The following is a 22,092-nucleotide window of genomic DNA, read 5'->3' as shown; positions in this document are numbered from 1 at the left end:
TCCAGGTGGTTGGTCGGTTCGTCGAGCAGCAGCACGTCCGGGTCCGAGAACAGCGCCTGGGCCAGCAGTACGCGCAGCTTCCAGCCGGGAGCGACGGCGCTCATCGGGCCGAAGTGCTGCTCCAGCGGGATGCCCAGGCCGAGCAGCAGCTCGCCGGCGCGGGACTCGGCGGTGTAGCCGTCGAACTCGGCGAACTGGACTTCCAGCTCGGCCACCGCCATGCCATCTGCCTCGCTCATTTCCGGCAGGGAGTAGATGCGGTCGCGTTCGGCCTTCACCGCCCAGAGTTCCTCGTGGCCCATGATCACCGTATCGATGACGCTGAAGTCCTCGTAGGCGAACTGGTCCTGGCGCAGCTTGCCCAGGCGCACGTTGGGTTCCAGCATGACCTGGCCGGCGCTCGGCTCCAGGTCGTTGCCGAGGATCTTCATGAAGGTCGACTTGCCGCAACCGTTGGCGCCGATCAGGCCGTAGCGGTTGCCGTTGCCGAACTTGACGGAAACGTTCTCGAACAGCGGCTTGGCGCCGAACTGCATGGTGATATTCGCGGTGGAGATCAACTTCTTTACCTATAGAGGACTTACGCACGCCTGGACCATGGCGATACCGGTCTGCTACCGGTCTCGGCTTTCCGCTGCGCTCCATCTGGAGCATGGGGCGATCCTGCGGGCATTCGTGGAGTGCCGCAGCCAGCGTCATGACGTGGCTGTAGCGCGATGAAGGCGGGGTGTGATGCCTGGCATTCGGCGAATTGTCTCACAGGTGCGCCTGCCGTTGCATGACAGCGTACGCCGAAGCGGTTTTTCCCGCTGCCCGGCAGGTGGTAGAGTCCCGTCTTCCGCTCATCCGCAAAGGACTCCCCGATGAAGCCCGCTGTTCTCCCCGCGTTGTTGGTTCTGTCGCTGCTGGGCGGTTGCGGGGATTCATCGTCGGACGGAAAGGCCGCTTCCGGGCCGCTGGCGTTGCACTGCGGAGACTTCGGCAAACTCGAGGTGATCGACGGTTTCGCCAGTCTAAAGCTGCCCGACGGCAGCAGCGTCCAGTCGCTGGGCGGCGATGTCCGCAGCCTCGCCGATGGGCAGGCGCTGAGCGCGATTTCCTATAGCGACGGTTCGGTCCTGTACCGCCAGGCGGGCGACACGCCCGGCTACCTGTACACGCCGGCCAAAGGCCAGCGGCAGGCCTGCGAGACGCGCTGAACGATCCCGCCGGAGGGAATGCCCATGCCCGGTGCCGCCGATATTGTCCGTCATCACGACAGCGACCCGCTGGAAAATCCCTGGGTCGACGGCCAGCCGCCAAGCGCGGCGAGCAACGGGTGGCGGACTACAACCGGCGCAAGGAGCCGCTGATCCGCGCCATCTACGCGCGGGTTTTCGCGGCCGCCGGGTTGATCTGAGCCACGCAGGCGCAGGCCGGCTGTCGCATCGCTCGTCGAGCCGCTAGAATCCCGCTCCCCATTCCCCGCAAGGCCCGCCAGCATGCCGCATCTCGTCATCGAAGCCACTGCCAACCTCCGCCTCGAAACGTCCCACGGCGAACTGCTGGAGCAGGCCAATGCCGCGCTGTTCGCTTCCGGGCAATTCGGCGAGGCGGACATCAAGTCGCGCTTCGTCACCCTGGAGGCCTACCGGCAGGGAACCGCGGCGGTCGAGCGCGCCTACCTGCATGCCTGCCTGTCGATCCTCGACGGGCGCGACGCGGCGACCCGCCAGGCGCTGGGCGAGTCGCTCTGCGAGGTGCTCGCCGGAGCGGTGGCGGGCGGCGGCGAGGAGGGCGTGCAGGTCAGCGTCGAAGTGCGCGAGATGGAGCGCGCCAGCTACGCCAAGCGCGTCGTCGCCCGGCAGCGCTGAGAGACTGGCGCGCGCCTGGCTCAGATCCAGGCGTTCAGCGTCGCGCGGGCCTGCGTCGGGTCCTCTTGCCGTCCCGGCGCCTGGCCGTTCTGCATGGCGATCATCTCGCGCATGCGTTCGCCGATGCCTTTCTCCACCTGTTCGCGTTTCTCCGGCGGCATCGCGTCCAGTTCCTCCTCGGTCAGGCCGAGGCTCTTCAGGACCTGCTCGCGCATCCGCTCGGCAGGCGATTTCTGCATGTACTCCTTGAACTCTTCATAGGCCGACTTGCCTTCGCTGGCGCCGGCAGGGGCATTCGCCTGGTTCTGCTTCAGCGTCAGGTTCAGCTTCGCAAAACCCTCGTCCATGGCCTGGCGGGCGGACTCCGCGGCGGGATCGACGGCCTCGTTGCGCAATGGCGTGCCAAGGGCGGGGCGCGGTTTCAGCAGATCGCCGTTGCCGATCTCGGTGTTGGCTTGCCGCTGGTTGTTCAGGTAACGCGCAGACCAGCCGGAAAGGCTGGCGGGACCTATGCTGTTCATGACCTGCTTCCATGGAAATGAATGACCGCCGCTCCGTCGCAAGGGCCGTGCCAGGTCGCCGAACCCCGCGCCAGAGGGCTCGGCGCATGGCGCAGGGCGGGGCGGAGGCAAGCGCTTGCCGCGAACGGCAACGGCGTTCCGCGGTTAGAATGTCCGACTTGTGCAGCAGGTTGCGAAGAGAGCCATGACCGACACTCCCGACGATCGAACCGGAGATGCCTCCGGCCTGTCGAAGCGCCAGGCATTCCATCGGCAGCACCGGCAACGGGCGGAGGAAGAGGCGCGGCGCCTGCTCGACGCCCGCGCCGAACAGGGTGGCCGCTGGCTGGACTGGGTCGCGGGCCAGCTCTACCTCCTGCGTCCGCCGGAATACGCGGCCATGGTGCGTCGCGAACTGCAGCGCCTGAGCGGCGACTGAAGCTGGCGAATTTGTCAGCGCGGATTGCAGTTTCGCCAGGAAACCCATGCCACTGGTAAGGTGGCGATCCCAGAAGATCAGAGGAGGCGGTATGCCTTTGAAGCAGTTTTCCAGTGCACTCGTTCTCGCGGCCCTGCTCGCCGGTTGCAGCAGCAACGGCGACGGCCCGTCCACCGAAGGCGCCAGCGTAGCCACCGGCAGCGCCAGCGCGCCCGCGGCCACCCCGGCAGCGGACGGCCGTTGCGATGCCAACGCGGTGCAGGCCTATGTCGGCAAGCAGGCTTCCGCGGCCATCGTCGAAGAGGCCCGCCGCGCCGCCGGAGCGGAAGTCGCCCGGGCGCTGCGCCCGCACGATGCCGTGACCATGGACTACAACCCGCGCCGGCTGAACATCGATGTCGACGACACGCTGGTGATCAAGCGACTGTCCTGCGGCTGACCGCCCAGCCCCGAATACGAAGAAGCCCCGCATCGCGGGGCTTTCTCTTGGCCGTTCGAAAAGGCCTCAGATGGCGGTACTGCGTAGGGCGGCGTTGGACTGGCTGACGGCGGTTTGCGGTTTTTCCTCGAGAATCGCCTGACGCTTGGCCTGGTATTCCTCGAACGACAGGCTGCGCCGGGCCAGGTCTTCCAGCGCCAGTTGCCTGACCTCGTCGCTGCTGTACGGGCGAGAGGGGTTGTAGTCGCTGGCGCAGCCGGCGAGGGCGAGGGAGAACAACAGTACGCTGATGAGTGCCTTGGCCATGACCGGCTCCTGGATTCGCTTTCCTGGGGGAATGGTCGAAAGGCTAACAACCGCGCCGCTGCGCTAGAAATCATCCCGCTCGATAGTGCTTATTCGTTCGGCTGAACGCGGGAAGAAGCGCTGCCGGCGGCGGCAGGCGCCAGCCGGGCCGTGGGGCGGACGCCGCGATTGGCGCCGCCCGCCGGCATGTCCCGCGCTCGGCCGGGAGAACAGGCGGCAGGCCGCTGGGGCCTGCTCAGGCGGCGACTTGCGCAGGCTTGCCCAGCAGGCGGTCGACCAGGCTGCAGGCGGCGAGAGTGGCGACCGAGGGGATCAGCCAGGCCAGGCCCTGTTCGGCCAGCGGCAGGTGCAGCAGCCATTGCGGGAAGTCCTGGCCCAGGCCCGCCGCCTTCAGGGCATCGAGCACGCCGAACGCCAGGGAAACCAGCATCACCGGGGCGAGGATGCGCGTCGCCGAATGCCAGAGGCCGATGCAGAAGCTCAGCGCCACCAGCACGATGCACGGCGGATAGATCGCGGTGAGCACCGGGATCGAGACCTGGATCAGCTTGGTCAGGCCGAGGTTGGAAACGATGAAGGAGAACCCTGCCAGGATGATCACCAGGCTGCGGTAGGACAGCGGCAGGCGCTGGCAGAAGTACTCGGCGCAGGCGCAGGTCAGGCCGACCGCGGTGACCAGGCAGGCCAGCGCGATAAGTCCCGCCAGGAACGAGCTGCCGAGGCTGCCGAAGGTATGTTGCACGTAGGCGTGCAGGACCGCCGCGCCGTTGCTGGCGTCGGCGGCGATGGCATGGCTGCCGGCGCCGAGCCGGAACAGGCTGACGTAGACCAGCACCAGGCCGACGCCGGCGATCAGCCCGGCGACGATGGCGTAGCGGGTGATCAGCCGCGGCGACTGCACGCCGCGGGAACGGATGGCGTTGACGATGACGATGCCGAAGACCAGCGCGGCGAGGGTGTCCATGGTCAGGTAGCCGTTGACGAAACCCTGGGAGAACGCGGCCTGGGTGTACTCCGGCTGGGCCGTGCCGATCGGGCCGGCGGGCCAGAGGAAGGCGGCGACGCCGAGAATCGCCAGGGCAAGGATCTTCAGCGGGGCGAGGAAGCGTCCGACGGTGTCCAGCAGGCGACCGGGGTAGAGGGAGATGGCCAGGGCGAGGAGGAAGTACGCCAGGCTGTAGACGAACAGCGCCGTGCCGCTCTCGCCGAGCAGCGGCACCACGCCGACCTCGAAGGACACCGTGGCGGTGCGCGGAATGGCGAACAGCGGGCCGACCGCCAGGTAGCAGACCGCCGCCAGCAGGCCGCCGGCATACCTGCCGATCGGATGGCTGAGGGCGTCGACCGAACCGCCGACCTTGGCCAGGGCGATCACGGTGATCACCGGCAGCCCCACCGCGGTGATCAGGAAGCCCAGCGCCGCCAGCCACACATGGGGGCCGGACTGCAAGCCGACGATGGGCGGGAAGATGATGTTGCCGGCCCCGACGAACAGGGCAAAGGTCATAAAACCAAGCGCCAGGATGTCCCGGCCTTTCAAAGCGTTCATGCTGGAGAGGTACCGCGCTGCTCGAGGAAATTCACAGAAGGGTTTCCCGGAGGGTAGGGGAAACGGCACTCATCTGGATGGGACGAGCAGGGGAGGCGGCCGCTGTCCTTGTGGGAGCCGGGCCGGAAACTTGGCATGCTAACGAAAATGCCGGGGTCGCGGGATAGACATTGGTCTGGCTGTCCTTTTGTTGAAAAACGACGTCGCAATCAGAACAGTCCGTAGGCGCCAGCGCCGGAGCGCTCCGCGCTCCTTGCCGCTTGTTGTCTTCCGCCCGCATCGGCGGCGCCATGCGGGGGGTATGCCGGCGAACCCGGAAAACGCCCGGAAAGCTTCCCGCGAACTTTTTGCAATCCGGCTGAAAGCCCCGGAACACAAGGGCTGCGGCGCTTCTGAAGGGTTACGTTTTCTGTAGGTATTCTTCACGAAAGATTGACGGATCGCCGAGCAGACTGCCGCCGTCGTCGAGTGCTGCCAGGGGCAACGCTGCGCACGGCAACCCGGAAGTCAGTGAAGATCCGTGCCCATGTCGAAAGCCCGCGCCGTCCGTCCCGAACTGCTGACCCTGCTGGTCAGCCTCGCCTTCCTGCTGTTCTACAACCTGCCGCTGTGGCAGCGCCTGCTGGCGATCACCCCGGCGGGCTGGCAGGGCCTCGGCATGATGCTGGCGGTCGGCCTGATGATCGCCGCGATCTTCAACCTGGCGCTGACCCTGCTGGCGTTCCGCTGGCTGCTCAAGCCGGCGCTGACCCTGCTGATCCTGGCGGCCGCCGGTACCACCTACTTCATGACCCAGTACGGCGTGCTGATGGACGTCGGCATGCTGCGCAACGTCATGCAGACCAACCCGGCCGAGGTCGCCGACCTGCTTTCGCCGAAGCTCGCCGTCTACCTGGCGTTGCTTGGCGCGCTGCCGGTCTGGCTGCTGTGGCGCACGCCGGTGCGCTACCGGCCGTGGCCACGCGAGCTGCTGAGCAAGCTGCTGGTGGCGCTCGCCTGCCTGGCCCTGCTCGCCGGGGTGGCGCTGGCCAATTACCAGGGGCTGTCCTCGCTGTTCCGCAACAACAAGGAACTGCGCCTGCAGGTCACCCCGAGCAACCTGGTCGGCGCCGCCATCGGCTACGCCAAGGGCCAGGCCCAGGCCGCCAGCCAGCCGCTGCGGCCGATCGCCGTCGATGCCCGGCGCGCCGACCTGTGGCAGGGCCATGCGCGCAAGTCGCTGACCGTGCTGGTGGTGGGTGAGAGCGCGCGGGCGCAGAACTTCGGCCTCAACGGCTACGCTCGCGAGACCAACCCGCGGCTGAAGGCCGAGGAGGGCCTGATCAACTTCTCCAACGTGCACTCCTGCGGTACCGAGACCGCGGTGTCGGTGCCCTGCATGTTCTCCAACCTGGGCCGCGCGGACTACAGCGACGCTCGCGCGCGCACCCAGGAAGGCCTTCTCGATGTGTTGCAGCGCGCAGGCCTGCGGGTCCTGTGGCGGGACAACCAGTCCGGCTGCAAGGGCACCTGCGACCGCGTCGCCTTCCAGGACCTGAGCGAGAGCAAGGATCCGGCCCTGTGCGCCGGCGGCGAGTGCCATGACGAGATCCTCCTGCGCGACTTGCAGGCCTTCATCGACGGGCTGCAACAGGACACCGTGCTGGTCCTGCACCAGATGGGCAGCCACGGCCCGGCCTACTTCAAGCGCTATCCCAGGGAGTACGAGAAGTTCACCCCGGTCTGCGCCAGCAACGACTTCAGCGCCTGCTCGCGGGACAGCATCATCAACGGCTACGACAACACCCTGCTGTACACCGACCACGTGCTGGCCAGCCTGATCGACCTGCTGCGCAAAAACGAAGAGCGCATCGATACCGGCATGCTCTACCTCTCCGACCATGGCGAGTCGCTCGGCGAGTACAACCTCTACCTGCATGGCACGCCTTACCTGCTGGCGCCGGACCAGCAGAAGCACGTCGGCATGCTGGCCTGGTTCTCGCCCGGCTACCAGAGCGCCTTCGGCCTCGACAGTGGCTGCCTGCGCCAGCGCAGCAACGAGGAGCTGTCCCAGGACAACCTGTTCCACTCGATGCTCGGCCTGCTGGAAGTGCGCACCGGCGCCTACGATCCCGGCCTCGACCTGTTCGCCCCGTGCCGTGCGCCCGAGGTCCTGCAGGCGCTCAAGGCCGACGGCGGACGGGCGCTGTACTCCGAGGAAGCGTCTGGCCAGGAGCCGCCGGCTTCCTGATACGACCCGGCGAAAGGACTATTTCCTTCGCCTCGCGGAAGGGTAAGGTTCAGCCTCGGAACCCGCGAGGACGCCCATGGATCGCCACGCCCAACACCACCCCAGGAGCCGCGCCTGCGTGCTGCCCAACGGCCTGCGCCTGCACCTGGCGCATGATCCGGCGGCATCGCGCGCCGCTGCCTGGCTGCGGGTGGCGGCGGGCAGCCACGACGAGCCGAGCGCGCATCCCGGCCTGGCCCACTTCCTCGAGCACCTGTCGTTTCTCGGTGGCGCGGCGTTTCCCGGCGACGAGCGCCTGATGCCGTGGTTGCAGGTGCGCGGCGGCCAGGTCAACGCCAGCACCCGGGGCAGGACCACCGACTATTTCTTCGAGGTAACGGCGGAGCACCTTGGCGCCGGTCTGGCACGGCTGATCGACATGCTCGCCCGCCCCTTGCTGGACATCGATGCGCAACGGCGCGAGCGCGAAGTACTCGAGGCCGAATACCTGGCGCGCTCGGCCGACGAGCAGACCCTGATCGACGCGGCGCTGGCCCTCGGCCTGCCCGCCGGACACCCCCTGCGGCGTTTCGCTGCCGGGCGCCGCGACAGCCTGGCCCTGGAGAGCGATGCGTTCCAGCGGGCCCTGCGCGAATTCCATGCCGCCCACTATCACGCCGGCAATTGCCAGCTATGGCTGCAAGGGCCGCAGGCACTGGACGAGCTGGAGAGGCTGGCGCAGCGTGCCTGCGCCGACCTGCCGGGGCGCGCGCCAGGCGCGAGTCCGCCGCCGCCGCCGTTGCTGCCCTTCGCCGGCGAAGCGCTGGCGCTGCGCCTGCCGGGACCTCCGCGGCTGGTGCTGGGCTTTGCCCTCGACGCTTTGCGGGGGACCGACGAACAGACCCTGCTGGCGTTCGCCGAATTGCTCGGCGATCGCTCGCCGGGTGGGTTGCTGGCGGCACTCGGCGAACAGGGCCTGGGCGAATCGGCGGCGCTGCGGGTGGTTCATCGGGACGCGCGGCAGGCGCTCCTGGCGTTGACCTTCGAACTGTTCGACGGCAGCGCGGCGGCGGCGCTGGAGGCGGCCTTTTTCGACTGGCTGGGCGCCCTGCGCGACGATGCCGCCAGCTTGCTGGCGGCGCGCCGGCCGTTGCTGGCGGAGCCCACTGCGCCGCTGGAGCGACTACGCCAGCGCGTTCTCGGCCTGCCGGCGGAGATTCGCCCGGCCTGCCTGGACGCGCTGCGCGCCGACCGCTGCCTGCGGCTGCACCTGGACGGCGAACTCGACGGCGCCGAAGCGCGCTGGTCGGCGGGCTTCCGCCTGAGCGTGGCGCCGGTTGCCGCAGCGCCGCCGCTGACCGCGCAGCGGCATGCCTGGCGCTTCGAACTGCCGTTGCCGCCCAGTGCCGCCGCCGAGGGCGCGCTGTTCCTGCGCTGGCGCTTTCCCGGTGTGCCCGCACGGTCACGCTTCCTGGCGCTGCGCCAGGCGTTGCGTCCGCTGTGCGGCCAGGCGCGCCTGGGGGGAGTGGAGATGGGCCTGGAGGCGCTCGGCGAAGACTGGTCGCTGAGCCTGCTCGGTCCGCGCGATCGCCTCGAGGCCGCCGTGCGCCCGGCCCTGGCCCGGCTCCTCGCGGCGCCGCCCGACTGGCGCGCAAACGGCGAGCGTCTGTCCTCTGCCGAGCGGCGCCGCAGCGCCACTGGCCTGCCGATCCGGCAGTTGCTGGACGCCTTGCCCGGCCTACTCGGCGAGCCGCTGGCGGAGGTCGACGACTGGCGGCGGACGCGCTGGGACGCCTTGGTCATGCAGGCCGCGATGCCAGATCCCCGATGGATGCCCGGCCAGGCTGCCGGCGAGCGCCTGGAGCCTATGCCGCCGAGGCCCGGACGGCATCGCCGCGAACTGGCCGTGGACGGCGAGTCGGCGTTGCTGCTGTTCTGCCCGCTGCCCTCGCCGGAGGTGCCGATGGAGGCGGCCTGGCGCTTGCTGGCGCGCCTGCACGAACCGGCCTTCCAGCGGCGCCTGCGCGACGAGCTGCAACTGGGCTACGCGTTGTTCTGCGGCTTCCGCGAGGTCGGCGCCCGGCGCGGCCTGCTGTTCGCCGCGCAATCCCCGCGTGCCTCCCCGGAACGCCTGTTGGAGCATATGGAGACCTTCCTCCAGCGCTCCGTCGAGGCGCTCGCGCAACTGCCGGCGCAACGCCTGGCCGGCCTGCGCGAAGCCCTCGCCGACGACCTGCGCCGAGCGCCGGGTAGCTTCGCCGAGCGAGCCCGGCGCGCCTGGGCGGAGCACCTTGGCGGTGGCGCCGGTCGCTCCCGGCTGCTCGCCGAGGCCGCCCTCGGCCTGAGCGGCGACGACCTGCTCGCGGCCCAGGCCCGGTTGCTGGAGGCGCGCGGCGGCTGGTGGGTGCTTTCCAGCCGGCGCTGAAGCGAGCCACGCGGTAACTCGACGACAGCCTTGCCGGCGTCACTGCGGCGTTAGGTCGAAAGCCGCGCTGCTTCGGTGGCGCTCCCGCCGCGACCAAGGTTGCGCTACCGCCGGAGGAGCGCTGCCCGCGCCTTGCGCAGCGGCACCCACGCCCACCATGAAGAAGCGTCGAAGCAGGCCCAAGGAAGCGTATGGCCGGGCTTTCCCGGTTTCGATAATCGGCTCCGCCACGACCGGCCCGGTCGTTTCACCTCGCGGAGTGCGCCATGAACAAGAACAACACCGCCGTTCGCCGAATCCTGCCGCTGACCCTGGCCTCGCTGGGTGCCCTGGGCGGCCTGCAACCGGCCGCCGCCGATATCCTGCTGTACGACAAGGACGAGACCACCTTTTCCACCGACGGCTACTTCAATGCCTTCTACGTCAACAGCGACGTCGACCGCCAGGGCGAGACCTACGATCGCCGCCAGTCGCGGGTGAAGATGGGATTCCTGCCGAACTACATCGGCTTCAACTTCGGCAGGAAGATCGACGAGCTGAGCCTCGGCGGTCGCGCCTCCTTCTGGGTGACCATCAACGACAGCGAGACCGACGGCACCGATACCGCCATCGACGTCCGTCAGTTCTACGGCACGGTCGCCGGCGACTGGGGCGAGGTGCTGATCGGCAAGGACTTCGGCCTGTTCTCGCGCTCGAACATCTTCCTCGACGAACTGCTGGCCGGTTTCGGCAACCCCAGCGACACCCTCGGCCTGGTGGACGGCAAGGGCGTCTCCTTCGGCAACATCGGCACCGGCTATCCGTATCCGTTCCCCACCTCGCAGATCACCTACCGCAACAACGACCTGCTGCCCGGCCTGCGCATCGCCGTGGACATCCTCGACCCGATCGACTCCAACCAGATCGACAAAGATGCCAGCGACGGCCTCGACGACAAGGCCTACCAGGACAACCCGCGCTACGAGAGCGAGGTCAGCTACCAGTTCGACCTGGCCGGGGCGCAGGTCTACAGCTGGATCAACGGCGGCTACCAGACTTCGAAGAACACCAGCGACAGCGTCGACAGCGTGACTTCCAAGGGGGTCGGCTATGGCTTGCAGGTGAAGATGGGCGGTTTCTCCGTGACCGGTTCGGGGTTCACCGCCAAGGGCATCAATCCCTTCTTCACCAACAATGCCGGCGAAGCCGCGCTGCGCGAGGTGGACAGCCGCGGCGCATTGCTGCAGGGCTCGTATTCATGGGGCAAGAACCGCCTGGCGCTGTCCTACGGCAAGACCGTCGACGACGGCAACGGCCTGGGTTCCGCGGCCGACTACGAGAGTCGCGGCATCGCCTATTTCCGCACGATCAACGACAACCTCAAGCTGGTCGCCGAGCTGAACCGCTACCGGATCGACGGGCGCGACGGTGCCGCGCTCGACGAGGACACCGACACCGTGGCCCTCGGCGCCGTACTGAACTGGTGATACCGCTACTTTCGAAGGACCCCGCCGCGACCCAAGTAGGATAGGGGCCGCGGCGGCGCCCTTCGTAGAATGCTGGCGAGGCGGAACGACGGGGGAGCGGGCATGTACGAAGGGCAGGGGGAAGGGGTCTGCAGGGGCATGTCCAGCGCGCGCGACGTCGAAGTGGTGGCCCAGGACCTGGCGCGCCAGCTTATCCATCCGCACCTGGGCTTCGTGCTGTTCTTCTGTTCCGCGGAATACGACCTGCCGGCCCTTGCCGAGATGCTCGAACGCTACTTCGGCGGCATCGACCTGGTCGGCTGCACCACAGCCGGCGAGATCACTCCGGCGGGCTACGGGCGCGGCTGCGTCAGCGCGGTGGGCTTCGACGTACGCAGCTTCGCCATCAGCAGCGCGCTGATCGACGAAATGGAGCGCTTCAGCCTGCTGGACGCGCAGCAGATGGTCGAGACCCTGGTGGCCGGCTGTCGCCGCGGCGGCCTGGCGCCGATCAAGGACCACAGCTTCGCCCTGACCCTGCTCGACGGCCTGTCCAGCCGCGAAGAGGTGGTGCTCGCCGCGCTTGGCGCGGCGCTCGGTGCGATCCCGCATTTCGGCGGCTCGGCCGGCGACGACCGGCACCTGACCCACACCCATGTCTACCACCAGGGCCAGTTCCATACCGGGGCGGCAGTGGTGGTGCTGGTCAACACCTGGCTGGACTTCGAGGTCTTCACCACCCATCACGTGGTGCCGCGCGCCGAGAAGCTGGTGGTGACCCGCGCCGACAGCGGCAGCCGGCGGGTCCACGAACTCAACGCCGAGCCGGCGGCGCTGGAATACGCCCGGCTGATCGGGGTGGCGCCGCAGGCGCTGGATTTCGCCCTGTTCTCCGCGCATCCGCTGGCGGTGCGGGTCGACGAACGCTATTACGTGCGCTCGATCCAGCAGGCCAACGAGGACCTGAGCCTGACGTTCTACTGTGCGGTGGAGAACGGCATCGTTCTCACCGCGATGAGCACCGGCCCGCTGTTGCCCAACCTGGAGGCGCAGTTCCGCCGCCTCCACGAGCGCCTCGGACCGCCGTTGCTGACCATCGGTTGCGACTGCTTCCTGCGGCGCCTGGAGCTGGAGGTCGGCGGTGACACGCAAGCGACCGCCGCGTTTCTCCGCAGCCAGCAGGTGATCGGCTTCAACACCTACGGAGAGCAATTCAATGGCATGCATATCAACCAGACCTTCACCGGGGTCGCCATTGGCCGACCCCGCGGAGGTGTCCGTCGCTGAGCTGCAGGCGCGGGTCGTCGCCCTCGAAGAAGAGCGGCACAAGTTGCAGCGGATCAACCAGGCGCTGATCGGACGCATTGAGTCGAGCGCCGCGCAGAGCGACGAGGCCTACGGCGCCTTCCAGTATTCCGTGGTGCTGGCCGAGCAGGTCCGCGAGCGCACCGACGCGCTGAGCCAGACGATGCTCGAACTGAAGGCCAGCAACCAGTTGCTCAGCGACGCTCGCCTGCGTGCCGAGACCGCCCACCAGCATCTGCTCGACGCCATCGAAAGCATCTCCGACGCCTTCGTCCTGTTCGATCCGCAGCAGCGCATCGTGCTGTTCAACGAGCGCTTCCGCGCGCTGTGGGTCGACAGCCGGGCGCGGATCGGTCCTGGCATGCGCCGCGCCGAACTGCACCGGCTGGCGCGTAGCGGTGGGCTGATCGTCGAGGAACAGCGCGGCGGCGACCAGCAGACCCTGTATCGCCTACGCGACGAGCGCTGGCTGCGGATGAGCGAGCGACCGACCCGCGACGGCGGGCTGGCGGTGCTCTACAGCGACGTCACCGAGATCAAGCTCAGCGAGACCGCGCGCCGCGAGCAGGCGCTGGCGCAGAAGTCGCACCTGTTGCAGCGGGCGGTGGACAACCTCTCCCAGGGCGTGGCGATGGTCGGTGCCGACGGCGTGCTGGAGTTGTGGAACCGGCGCTTCCTGGAGCTCTGCGGGCTGGCCCCGATCGCCGGGCACCGGGCCTTCGCCGAAGTCATGGCGGAGAGCGAATTGCCGTTGCTCACGCCGCGCAGCCAGGACTCCCAGGGGAGTCCGCTGAGCGCCCGCGAGCAGCGCCTGTTCGATGGCCGGGTGCTGGAGATCCGTACCCATGCGCTGCCCACCGGCGGCTTCGTCAACACCTTCACCGACATCACCGAACGCTATCGCCACGCCGAGGCGTTGCGTGCCAGCGAGCGCTGGATCCGCCTGATCACCGACCAGGTGCCGGCGCTGATCGCCTATCTCAGCGACGAACTGGTCTACGAATTCACCAACAAGGTCTACGAGGAGTGGTACCGCTGGCCCAGCGGCTCGATGCTCGGCCGCTGCCTGCGCGACGTGCATGGCGCCGAGCACTGCCGGCGCCTGGAGCCGTACTTCGAGCGGGCCCTGGCCGGCGAAAGCGTGACCTTCGAGATCGCCGAGACCGCGTTGTCCGGCGAGGAGCGCTACATGCAGCGCTCCTACGTGCCGAACCGCCAGGCCGACGGCCGGGTCGCCGGGCTGTTCGTGCTGATTCGGGATATCACCGAGCGCCGGCGGACCGCCGAGGCGCTGCACCAGGCCTACCAGAACCTCGAACAGCGGGTGCGCGAGCGGACCGCCGAGCTGACCACCCTCAACGACCAGTTCAAGCGCGAGATCCACGAGCGCAGCCAGGTCGAGGCGCGCCTGCGCGAGGCCAAGCGCGAGGCGGAACAGGCCAACCTGTCGAAGACCAAGTTCCTCGCGGCGGTCAGCCACGACCTGCTGCAACCGCTGAACGCCGCGCGGCTGTTCACCAGCGCCTTGCAGGAGCGCGGCAGCGCGACGCGGGACAACGAGGCGCTGGTGAACAACATCAGCCATTCGCTGGAGGACGTGGAGAACCTGCTCGGCACCCTGGTGGACATTTCCAAGCTGGACGCCGGCGTGATCACCCCGGACATCGCCCCGTTCGAGCTTGGCGAACTGCTCGGCAACCTGGCCGCGGAGTACCGCCAGGTAGCCGCCAGCGAAGGGCTACGCCTGGACTTCGTGGCCTGCGGGGCGCTGGTCCGCAGCGACCAGCAACTGCTCGCGCGAATCCTCCGCAACCTGCTTTCCAACGCCATCCGCTATACCCCGCGAGGGCGCGTGCTGCTGGGTTGCCGCCGGCATCGGCAGCGCCTGTCGATCGAGGTCTGGGACACCGGGGTGGGCATCGCCGCCGACAAGCTCGGCGAGATTTTCCAGGAATTCAAGCGCGGCGAGTCACAGCGTTGTCACCAGGACCGCGGGCTCGGCCTGGGATTGGCGATCGTCGACAAGATCGCCCGCATGCTCGGCCACCGGGTCCGGGTCGGCTCGCTGCCGGGCAAGGGCTCATGCTTCGCCATCGAGGTACCGCTGGCCCGCCATGCCCCGCGCAGTCGCGCCGAGCCGCTGGCCAGCGCGGACGACCTGCGCGAGCGCCTGCGTGGTTCGCGGGTGTGGGTGCTGGACAACGATGCGGCGATCTGCGCAGGCATGCGCACGTTGCTCGAAGCCTGGGGCTGCCGGGTAGTGACGGCGCTGTCGGAGGAAGACCTGGCGCGACAGGTCGACAACTACCATGCCGAGGCCGACCTGCTGATCGTCGACTATCACCTCGACGACCAGCGCAACGGCGTCGACGCGGTCGCCGCGATCAACGCCCGGCGCGGCTCGCCGCTGCCGGCGCTGATGATCACCGCCAACTACAGCAACGAGCTCAAGCAGCAGGTCCGCGAGCTTGGCCATACCCTGATGCACAAGCCGGTGCGGCCGATGAAGCTGAAGACCGCGCTCTGCCACTTGCTGGAGCGCGAAGCCTCGGTCTGATTCAGGCGCCTTCGCGCGCCGCGCGGCCCAGGCGCGGGGCGAGGATCAGGGCGATCCCGCCGAGCACCGCCAGGGTCGCCGGCGGCAATCGCGGGGCGAGCGGCTCGCCGAGCAGCAGGGCGCCGCAGAGGGCGGCGAGCACCGGCACGCTGAGCTGCACCGAGGCGCCCTGGATCGCCGTCAGCCCCGGCAGTGCGCTGTACCAGACGGCGTAGCCGAGGCCGGAGGCGAGGGCGCCGGAAAGCAGGGCATAGGCCAGCCCGGCGCCGTCCAGCCGCAACTGCCCGTGGAATGCCAGGAGCAGCAGGGCGGCGAAGGCAAGGGCACGCAGGAAGTTGCCCGCGCTGACCGCCAGCGGCTCGCCGCCGCCGCGGCCGAGCAGGGTATAGAGGCCCCAGGCGAGGCCGGACAGGAGCATCAGCAGGGCACCGCCCAGCGGCGGCGCGCTGGCTCCGGGGAGCAACAGGAACAGCAGGCCGCCCAGGGCCAGCAGGAAACCGAGCAGCGCCTGTCCGCCCAGCCGTTCGCCGCGCAGCAGGCCGGCCAGCAGCAGGGTGACCTGTACCGCGCCGAATAGCAGCAGCGCGCCGGTGCCGGCGTCCAGCTGCACGTAGGCGTAGGAGAACGCGGCCGCGTAGACGAACAGCGCCGCCGCCCCGCGCCAGCCGCCGCGCGCGGGCGTGGCCGGGCGCCGGCGCAGATGCAGCAGGACGGCGAGCATGAGGGCGCCGGAGAAGAGACGCAGGGCGGTGAAACTGACCGCGTCGATGGCGGTGTCCTTCAGCGCCGCGCGGCAGAGCAGCGAATTGCCGGCGAAGGCCAGCATCGCCAGGACAGTGAGCAGCAGGGTACGGCGGTCGGGCATCGGCGGGTCTCAGCGGCGCAGGTAGGCGGCGAAGTCGATGTCGCCGGCGCTGAGGATCGCCTGGACCCGGTTGTGTACCTTGAGCTTGCGCAGGATCGCCGAGACGTGCGCCTTCACCGTGGTCTCGGCGATGTCCAGGTTGTAGGCGATCTGCTTGTTCGACTCGCCCTTGGTCATCCGCTCCAGCACCAGCAGCTGCTTGCGGGTCAGGGCCTGGAGCAGTTCCGGGGAGATGCCGTGTTCTTCGTGGCCGCTGCGTCGCGGCGAACTCTTCTGGGTGCGGATCACGTCCGAGGGCAGGTAGACGTTGCCGTTGAGGATCTGCTCGATGGCTTCGGTCATCTGCGCGCGTGGCGAGGACTTGGTGATGAAGCCCACCGCGCCGTAGGTGATGGCCTGTAGCACCACCTGCTTGTCCTGCTCGGCGGAGACGATAACCACGGGAATGGTCGGGGCCTCGTTGCGCAGGTTCATCAGGCCGTTGAGGCCGTGCATGCCGGGCATGTTCAGGTCGAGCAGGATCAGGTCGAGGTCGTCGTGTTCCTGGGTCAGGCCCAGGGCGCTGTCGAGGTCGGCGGTTTCCATCACTTCGCTGCCGGGGAATCCGTCGGCGATGACATTGTGGATGGCCTCGCGGAACAGCGGGTGGTCGTCGGCGATCAGGATCTTGTACATGGCCTGCACCTCGTTATTGTCGTTATGGGCGGCTGGTGGCGGCTCGGGGCACGCGGGCGGATGCGAATGCGCTCACGGTAGCAGTCGTGGGCGCGATAGCCCAGCGGGTGGGCGTTCCGCCGCGCGCTGCCGGGGACGCGTCGCGGACGGTCGGCAGCCGGGTAGGCGGAGAAGGCGAACTCGGTACTGCGGCGGGACCGCCGCAGGGTAGTCGGGCGCTACGCGGGGCAAGGCAAGGCGGGGCATGGCGGCTTCTCGTCGTTTCTTCTTGTATGCGTCATTACAGGGCAGGCGCGCTGCTTTGGAAATTCGACGTCCGGAGGGGTGAACCAGTACCAAAGTAGCAGGACCAGGCGCTTGCGCAGCGCTCCTGCTGCATCGGCGGCGCCCGCAAGGGCGGCTGGAGGCGGGTGGCCGCGCAAAAGTAGCGGCCCGGCAGTACCAAGGTAGTAGCACGCCGTGGCTCCGCGCGTCCTAGCATGTCTCGACAACGACAATGGACAGGAGTCGCCGCCATGCGCATCGCCGTCACCCTGGTGTTGCCCATCCTGCTGATCCTCAGCCTGCTCGGGTTCGATTTCCTCTATTCCCGCCACCTCGGCCAGGAAAGACCTGCCGCCTGCGCCGTCGGACAGGCCTGTCGGATCGCCCCCTGAGCCACGCCATGGATGACCTGCGACCCGCCGGCCCGGCGGAGTACCGCTGGCTGCTCGCCGTGCAGGAGCGCGAGCGGCGCTTGCTGGCCCAGGCGGTGCATGACGATATCGGCCAGTACCTGACGGGCATCCGCACCCAACTGTTGTTGCTGCGCTGCACGGCAGGCGACGGGCAGCCGGCGCTGGCACGCCTGGAGCGCTACTGCCAGGGGCTGGACGACAGCTTCCGCGCGCTGCTGCGCGGTCTACCGCCGCCGGCCCTGCAACGCCAGTCGCTGGACGAGGCGCTGCGCGCCTGCGTGGCGGACTGGCAGGAAGGCCAGGGCATCGCCTGCGAGCTGCGCCTGGGCGGTCCGCTGCCGCCCCTGGATGCGGCGGCCGGGACCCATCTCTACCGCCTGTTGCAGGAGGCGCTGAACAACGTCGCCCGGCATGCCGGCGCCAGCCGCGTGCGGATCCGCCTGCAATGCCGTGGCGGCTTTCTCTACCTGAGCGTACGCGACGACGGTCGCGGCTGCGCGGCGGACCCGGCACCCGGCTTCGGCCTGGACTCGATGCGCCAGCGCGCGCGCTGCCTGGGCGCTGAACTGAGCCTGCGCAGCCGTCCCGGACAGGGCCTGGCGTTGCGCCTGCGGATGCCGCTGGAACGCGACGACTGAGAGGAGAGGACGATGAAGATCCTGCTGGTGGACGATCATTTCGTGGTCCGCGAAGGGCTGGCCGCGCTGTTGCGCGGGCTGCTCCCCGACGTGGAGGTGAACGAGGCCGGCGACGGCGAAGAAGCCTTGCAGGCGGTGCAGCGGGAAATTCCTTCGCTGGTCATCGTCGATCTCGGCCTGCCGGGCATCAGCGGCCTGGAACTGACTCGCCGGCTGCGCCAGCGCCTGCCGCAGTTGCGTGTGCTGTTCTTCAGCCTCCACGACGAACTGGCCCTGGTGCGCCAGGCGCTGGATGCCGGTGCCCGCGGCTACGTGACCAAGCGAGCGGCGCCGACGGTGCTGCTGGAGGCGATACGGCGAGTGCTCGCCGGCCAGCTCTATCTGGAGCAGCCCCTGGCCACGCGCCTGGCCTGCCAGTCGTGGGAAGAGCAGGGCGGGGCAGCGTTGCGCGGGCTGACCCGTCGCGAGTTCGAGATCTTCCGCCTGCTCGCGCGTGGCCTGGCCCTGCGCGAGGTGGCCGAGCACCTGGGGGTAAGCGCCAAGACCGTGTCCAACCATGTCAGCCTGCTCAAGCAGAAGTTGCAGGTGAGTACCCAGGCGGAACTGGTGCACCGGGCCATCGACAGCGGCGTGCTGCGGCTGGGCCTGCCGCTGCCGCTCGCCGAGGAGGCTCGCGGCAGCCTCGGCTAGGGGGGCCGTCGCTGCTGTCCGGCGCTTCACTGCCAGCCCGCGGGGCAATCCTTGCAACCCTGCATGTTGCTGCCCTGGAAGTTGCCGAAGCGCACCTTGCTGCCGCGCAGGTCGGCATCTTCCAGGTTGGCCTCGGCCAGCTTGACTTCCTGCAGGTTGGCGTCGCGCAGGTCGGCGCCCTTGAGATCGGCGCGGGACAGCCAGGTCATCTCCAGGTCGGCGGCGCGCAGCGTGGCCTGGTGCAGGCGGCCGCCGCTGAGACGGGCGAACTCCAGGTAGGCGGCGGTGAGGTCGGCGCCTTGCCACTGGGCGCCCTGGGCGAACAGGCCCCAGGCCTGGATCGCCACCGCCCTGGCGCCGGAGAGGTCGGCGCCGCGCAGGTTGGCTTGCTGCAGGCTGGCGCGGGTGAGGTCGGCACCACGCAGGTTGGCTTTTTCCAGGTTGGCCAGGTCGAGCCTGGCGTGACGCAGGTCGGCGCCGGAGAGATCGGCGCCGGCCAGGTCGATGCGGCCGAGGTCGAGGTTGCGCAGGTCGGCGCCGCGCAGGTCGGCCTTGGCGCAGCGCGCGCCGGGCTCCAGGCGGCAGCCGGCGATGACGCGGACGTCGTCGATGTCGTCGGCGGCCTGGGCCAGGCCGGCGCCGAGCAAGGCGGCGCAGAGGAGGAAGGTCTTCATCGGGATACTCCGCAGGCGGGGAAAGCCGCGCCTCGCAGGGCGCGGCGCGGGGATCAGCGGCTGGCGGTGCGGTTGTCCCAGCTGGGCAGCTTGAATACCCAGAAGGAACCGCCCTGGGCCACCGGCCGGGTCAGGTCGGCCATGTCGCCGCCCCACAGCGGCACGGCGCCGCCGTAGCCGACGGTCACGCCGAGGTACTGCTCGCCGTCCTGTTCCCAGGTGATCGGTGGCGAGACGATGCCGCTGCCGGTCTGGAATTTCCACAGCTCCTTGCCGCTCTTCGCGTCGAAGGCCTTGAAGTAGCCGTCGCCGGTGCCGGTGAACACCAGGTTGCCGGCGGTGGCCAGCACCCCGGCCCAGAGCGGCAGGTGTTCCTTGTGTTCCCAGACCACCTTGCCGCTGACCGGGTCCATGGCGCGCAGGCTGCCGACGTGGTCGTCGTACATGCGCTTGATCCGGAAGCCCATGCCAAGGTAGGCGCTGCCCTTCGTATAGCTGACCTCCTCGGTCCAGTAGTCTTCCTTCCAGTGGTTGGCCGGCACGTAGAACAGGCCGGTGTCCTGGCTGTAGGCCATCGGGTTCCAGTTCTTGCCGCCGAGGAACGGCGGCGATACTTCCACCGCCTTGCCATGCTTCTGCCCCGGTTCCGGCAGCGGCGGGCGCTGGCCCTCGCGCTCCACCGGGCGGCCGGTCTTCAGGTCGATGTGGCTGGCCCAGGTGATGTTGTCGACGAAGGGGAAGGCGTTCTGCAACTTGCCGTTGCTGCGGTCGACCACATAGAAGAAGCCGTTGCGGTCGGCGTGGGCGGTGGCCTTGACGATCTTGCCGTCCTTGGCCTTGTAGTCGAACAGCACCAGTTCGTTGTTGCCGGAGAAGTCCCAGGCGTCGTTGGGGGTGTGCTGGTAGAACCACTTCACCTCGCCGCTGCTCGGGTCCACCCCGACCTGGCCGGAGGTGTAGAGGCTGTCGTAGTCGTGCGGGTTGCCGCCCTTGGCGGTGCGCGCCCAGGTGTTCCACGGGCCGGGGTTGCCGGCGCCGACGATGATGGTGTTGGTCTCGGCGTCGAAGCTGGCGCTCTGCCAGGGAGCGCCGCCGCCGTGGCTCCACGACTCGACCTTGCCGGTCGGCGAGTTGCGATCGTCCGGCCAGGAGGGCGCCTTGACGTCGCCGGTCACCGTGCTGTCCTTGCCGTTCAGGCGGCCCATGTGGCCTTCGACGAAGGGACGCATCCAGATTTCCTCGCCGGTATCCGGATCGCGGGCGAACAGGCGGCCGACCACGCCGAACTCGTCGCCCGAACTGCCGTGGATCAGCAGGACCTTGCCGGTCTTGCCGTCCTTCACGATGGTCGGCGCGCCAGTCATGGTGTAGCCGGCGCCGTGATCGGCGAACTTCTTCTTCCACACCACCTTGCCGGTGTTCTTGTTCAGCGCCACCACCGAGGCGTCGAGGGTGCCGAAGAACACCTTGTCGCCATAGATCGCGGCGCCGCGGTTGACCACGTCGCAGCACGGGCGGATGTCGTCGGGCAGGCGGTGGTTGTAGGTCCACAGGCGCTTGCCGGTCTTCGCGTCGAGGGCGAACAGCCGCGAGTAGGAGGCGGTCACGTAGATCACGCCGTCGCTGACGATGGCCTGGGACTCCTGGCCGCGCTGTTTCTCGTCGCCGAAGGAGTACGACCAGGCCGGGGTCAGCTTGAACACGTTGTCGGCGTTGACCTGCTTGAGCGGGCTCCAGCGCTGGGCGTGGGTGCCCATGCCGTACTGCAGCACGTCGCCGGTGGTCTTGTCGTCGTTGGCGATGTCCTCCCAGGTCACATCCTTGGCCAGCGCGGCGCCAGCGCTGCCCAGGGCGACGGCGAAGGCGAGGCAGTGCAGGCTCGGACGCAGGAGGCCGGCAGGGGCGGGTGAGGTTCTTGTTGTCATGATCGGGTTCCCGTTTGGAGTGAGGGTCGAGAAACGGCAGGCCGCTGCTCGGGCCGCGGCGGCTTCATGGTGGAAGCGGGGCGCGCCGACGGGAACGGAAGATCGCCCGATTCGTCCGGGAAGACTTCCCGGACGGGGCATGACTTGGACTTGCTGCCAAAGCCCCGCGTAAGGCCTTCCGAGGCTCTACTCCGAAGGGAGTAGGCAAGGACGCCCAAAGCAGGATTCGGGCGCGCGGCGGAGCTTCCTAGGATGGCGATGAGCGCCGTTTGGCGCCCGTGCCTTGTCCTGTCTCCCCGGAGGAATGAAGTGATGAACAAGAACAACGCCTTGCGCGGCCTGCTGGTGCTGGCCGGTCTCAGCCTCTCGAGCCTGGCGCTGGCCCACGGCGATGTGACCCCCCAGGCAGTGGACACCAAGGGACTCGAGCCGCTGGGCAAGGAATGGCGCGACACCAACCCCTACCGCAAGCCCTACGCCAAGCACGACCTCGCCGTCGAGATCGGCGCCTCCGCCTACAACCAGAACTGCGCGCGCTGCCACGGCCTGGAAGCCAAGTCCGGCGGCATCGCCCCGGACCTGCGCCTGCTGGAGACCGGCGCCGAGGGCGACGAATGGTTCAAGGAGCGGGTCATCAACGGCGCGGTGCGCGATGGCGCGGTGTACATGCCGAAGATGGCCGACTTCATCAGCCAGGAAGGCCTCTGGGCGATCCGCAGCTATCTGGAAAGCGTGCACGTCGACGAGTGACGCGCCCGACCCTTCGCCGCCGACCGCGGCGCCCTTGCACGAGTCCGCCGCGCCACGGCGGAACGACCACACAGGAGAGCTTCGCCATGATCTACGCAGCGCCCGGAACCCCCGGTGCCGTCGTCACCTTCAAGCCTCGCTACGGCAACTACATCGGCGGCGAGTTCGTGC

At 68.7% G+C, this 22,092-nt stretch carries 22 protein-coding genes; 14 read left to right on the top strand and 8 right to left on the bottom strand.

The window, feature by feature from the left end:
• Positions 1-560, bottom strand: a 560-nt coding sequence (locus HMPREF2716_RS07265; RefSeq protein ID WP_049263191.1) for an ATP-binding cassette domain-containing protein, incomplete at its 3' end; no start/stop codon positions are given.
• Positions 561-863: 303 nt separating this feature from the next.
• Between HMPREF2716_RS07265 and HMPREF2716_RS07255 the strand changes: the two genes are divergently transcribed.
• Positions 864-1,199, top strand: coding sequence for a hypothetical protein (locus HMPREF2716_RS07255; RefSeq protein WP_003119150.1), 336 nt, complete (start codon positions 864-866; stop codon positions 1,197-1,199).
• A gap of 282 nt (positions 1,200-1,481) precedes the next feature.
• Entirely contained in the window at positions 1,482-1,853 is a 372-nt protein-coding gene (locus HMPREF2716_RS07250; RefSeq protein WP_023518787.1) for a 5-carboxymethyl-2-hydroxymuconate Delta-isomerase, read from the top strand.
• Between the two features lie 20 nt (positions 1,854-1,873).
• Here HMPREF2716_RS07250 and HMPREF2716_RS07245 read toward each other — a convergent pair whose 3' ends face one another.
• Positions 1,874-2,374 carry a hypothetical protein gene (locus HMPREF2716_RS07245; protein ID WP_003144417.1) on the bottom strand — a complete coding sequence of 167 codons (501 nt, stop codon included), beginning with the start codon at positions 2,372-2,374 and terminating at the stop codon, positions 1,874-1,876.
• Positions 2,375-2,558: 184 nt separating this feature from the next.
• On the opposite strand from HMPREF2716_RS07245, the gene HMPREF2716_RS07240 reads away from it, so the two are divergent.
• A complete protein-coding gene (locus HMPREF2716_RS07240; RefSeq protein ID WP_003111311.1) occupies positions 2,559-2,792 on the top strand; it encodes a hypothetical protein in 234 nt (77 codons plus the stop codon).
• Positions 2,793-2,883: 91 nt separating this feature from the next.
• Complete coding sequence (locus HMPREF2716_RS07235) at positions 2,884-3,231, top strand: I78 family peptidase inhibitor (protein ID WP_003113470.1); 348 nt, start codon at positions 2,884-2,886, stop codon at positions 3,229-3,231.
• Between the two features lie 66 nt (positions 3,232-3,297).
• Here the strand turns inward: HMPREF2716_RS07235 and HMPREF2716_RS07230 are convergent, their stop codons facing one another.
• Positions 3,298-3,537, bottom strand: a complete 240-nt coding sequence (locus HMPREF2716_RS07230; RefSeq protein ID WP_003088496.1) for a hypothetical protein — start codon at positions 3,535-3,537, stop codon at positions 3,298-3,300.
• 235 nt (positions 3,538-3,772) lie between these two features.
• Positions 3,773-5,086, bottom strand: a complete 1,314-nt coding sequence (gene brnQ, locus HMPREF2716_RS07225; RefSeq protein WP_003113469.1) for a branched-chain amino acid transport system II carrier protein — start codon at positions 5,084-5,086, stop codon at positions 3,773-3,775.
• Between the two features lie 526 nt (positions 5,087-5,612).
• On the opposite strand from brnQ, the gene HMPREF2716_RS07220 reads away from it, so the two are divergent.
• The 5 genes from HMPREF2716_RS07220 (at position 5,613) to nahK (ending at position 15,027) form a co-directional block, all read left to right on the top strand.
• Positions 5,613-7,316: a phosphoethanolamine transferase gene (locus tag HMPREF2716_RS07220; RefSeq protein WP_003139773.1), complete on the top strand. Its 1,704-nt coding sequence runs from the start codon at positions 5,613-5,615 to the stop codon at positions 7,314-7,316.
• 76 nt (positions 7,317-7,392) lie between these two features.
• Positions 7,393-9,720, top strand: a complete 2,328-nt coding sequence (gene pqqF / locus HMPREF2716_RS07215) for a pyrroloquinoline quinone biosynthesis protein PqqF (RefSeq protein WP_070621848.1) — start codon at positions 7,393-7,395, stop codon at positions 9,718-9,720.
• Between the two features lie 266 nt (positions 9,721-9,986).
• Positions 9,987-11,186, top strand: a complete 1,200-nt coding sequence (locus HMPREF2716_RS07210; protein ID WP_070621847.1) for a porin — start codon at positions 9,987-9,989, stop codon at positions 11,184-11,186.
• A gap of 102 nt (positions 11,187-11,288) precedes the next feature.
• Positions 11,289-12,452 (top strand): nitric oxide-sensing protein NosP, encoded by a 1,164-nt coding sequence (nosP, locus tag HMPREF2716_RS07205; RefSeq protein ID WP_043492978.1) that lies wholly within the window; start codon positions 11,289-11,291, stop codon positions 12,450-12,452.
• The gene (nahK, locus tag HMPREF2716_RS07200; RefSeq protein WP_073650755.1) at positions 12,382-15,027 is read left to right on the top strand and encodes a hybrid sensor histidine kinase/response regulator NahK/ErcS'; all 2,646 of its coding nucleotides are present in this window, start codon (positions 12,382-12,384) and stop codon (positions 15,025-15,027) included. Before nosP ends, nahK begins: the two co-directional genes overlap by 71 nt.
• Before the next feature lies 1 nt (position 15,028).
• On the opposite strand, the gene HMPREF2716_RS07195 is transcribed toward nahK, so the two are convergent.
• Complete coding sequence (locus tag HMPREF2716_RS07195; protein ID WP_004343294.1) at positions 15,029-15,892, bottom strand: DMT family transporter; 864 nt, start codon at positions 15,890-15,892, stop codon at positions 15,029-15,031.
• Positions 15,893-15,901: 9 nt separating this feature from the next.
• Positions 15,902-16,567 (bottom strand): response regulator AgmR, encoded by a 666-nt coding sequence (agmR, locus tag HMPREF2716_RS07190; RefSeq protein ID WP_003107754.1) that lies wholly within the window; start codon positions 16,565-16,567, stop codon positions 15,902-15,904.
• A gap of 515 nt (positions 16,568-17,082) precedes the next feature.
• On the opposite strand from agmR, the gene HMPREF2716_RS29600 reads away from it, so the two are divergent.
• From HMPREF2716_RS29600 to HMPREF2716_RS07180, 3 genes are read left to right on the top strand one after another with little or no spacing between them, the layout of a single operon-like run.
• The gene (locus tag HMPREF2716_RS29600) at positions 17,083-17,223 is read left to right on the top strand and encodes a hypothetical protein (protein WP_003088510.1); all 141 of its coding nucleotides are present in this window, start codon (positions 17,083-17,085) and stop codon (positions 17,221-17,223) included.
• Positions 17,224-17,231: 8 nt separating this feature from the next.
• Positions 17,232-17,882 (top strand): sensor histidine kinase, encoded by a 651-nt coding sequence (locus HMPREF2716_RS07185; protein WP_003107757.1) that lies wholly within the window; start codon positions 17,232-17,234, stop codon positions 17,880-17,882.
• Between the two features lie 12 nt (positions 17,883-17,894).
• Positions 17,895-18,572, top strand: a complete 678-nt coding sequence (locus HMPREF2716_RS07180; RefSeq protein WP_003124732.1) for a response regulator transcription factor — start codon at positions 17,895-17,897, stop codon at positions 18,570-18,572.
• A 26-nt stretch (positions 18,573-18,598) separates the two neighbouring features.
• Here HMPREF2716_RS07180 and HMPREF2716_RS07175 read toward each other — a convergent pair whose 3' ends face one another.
• Entirely contained in the window at positions 18,599-19,246 is a 648-nt protein-coding gene (locus tag HMPREF2716_RS07175; protein WP_003088520.1) for a pentapeptide repeat-containing protein, read from the bottom strand.
• Positions 19,247-19,299: 53 nt separating this feature from the next.
• Positions 19,300-21,171: a quinoprotein ethanol dehydrogenase gene (gene exaA, locus HMPREF2716_RS07170; protein WP_003088524.1), complete on the bottom strand. Its 1,872-nt coding sequence runs from the start codon at positions 21,169-21,171 to the stop codon at positions 19,300-19,302.
• A 312-nt stretch (positions 21,172-21,483) separates the two neighbouring features.
• On the opposite strand from exaA, the gene pedF reads away from it, so the two are divergent.
• Positions 21,484-21,921, top strand: coding sequence for a cytochrome c-550 PedF (gene pedF, locus HMPREF2716_RS07165; protein ID WP_003107652.1), 438 nt, complete (start codon positions 21,484-21,486; stop codon positions 21,919-21,921).
• A gap of 86 nt (positions 21,922-22,007) precedes the next feature.
• Positions 22,008-22,092, top strand: an 85-nt coding sequence (locus tag HMPREF2716_RS29795) for a hypothetical protein (protein ID WP_239667242.1), incomplete at its 3' end; no start/stop codon positions are given.

The sequence above is a fragment of the Pseudomonas sp. HMSC076A11 genome (assembly GCF_001810205.1).
In the GTDB taxonomy this organism is placed as follows: domain Bacteria; phylum Pseudomonadota; class Gammaproteobacteria; order Pseudomonadales; family Pseudomonadaceae; genus Pseudomonas; species Pseudomonas aeruginosa.
The sequence above is the reverse complement of the archived record's forward strand: the minus strand, read 5'-3'. Positions and strand labels throughout refer to the sequence as shown.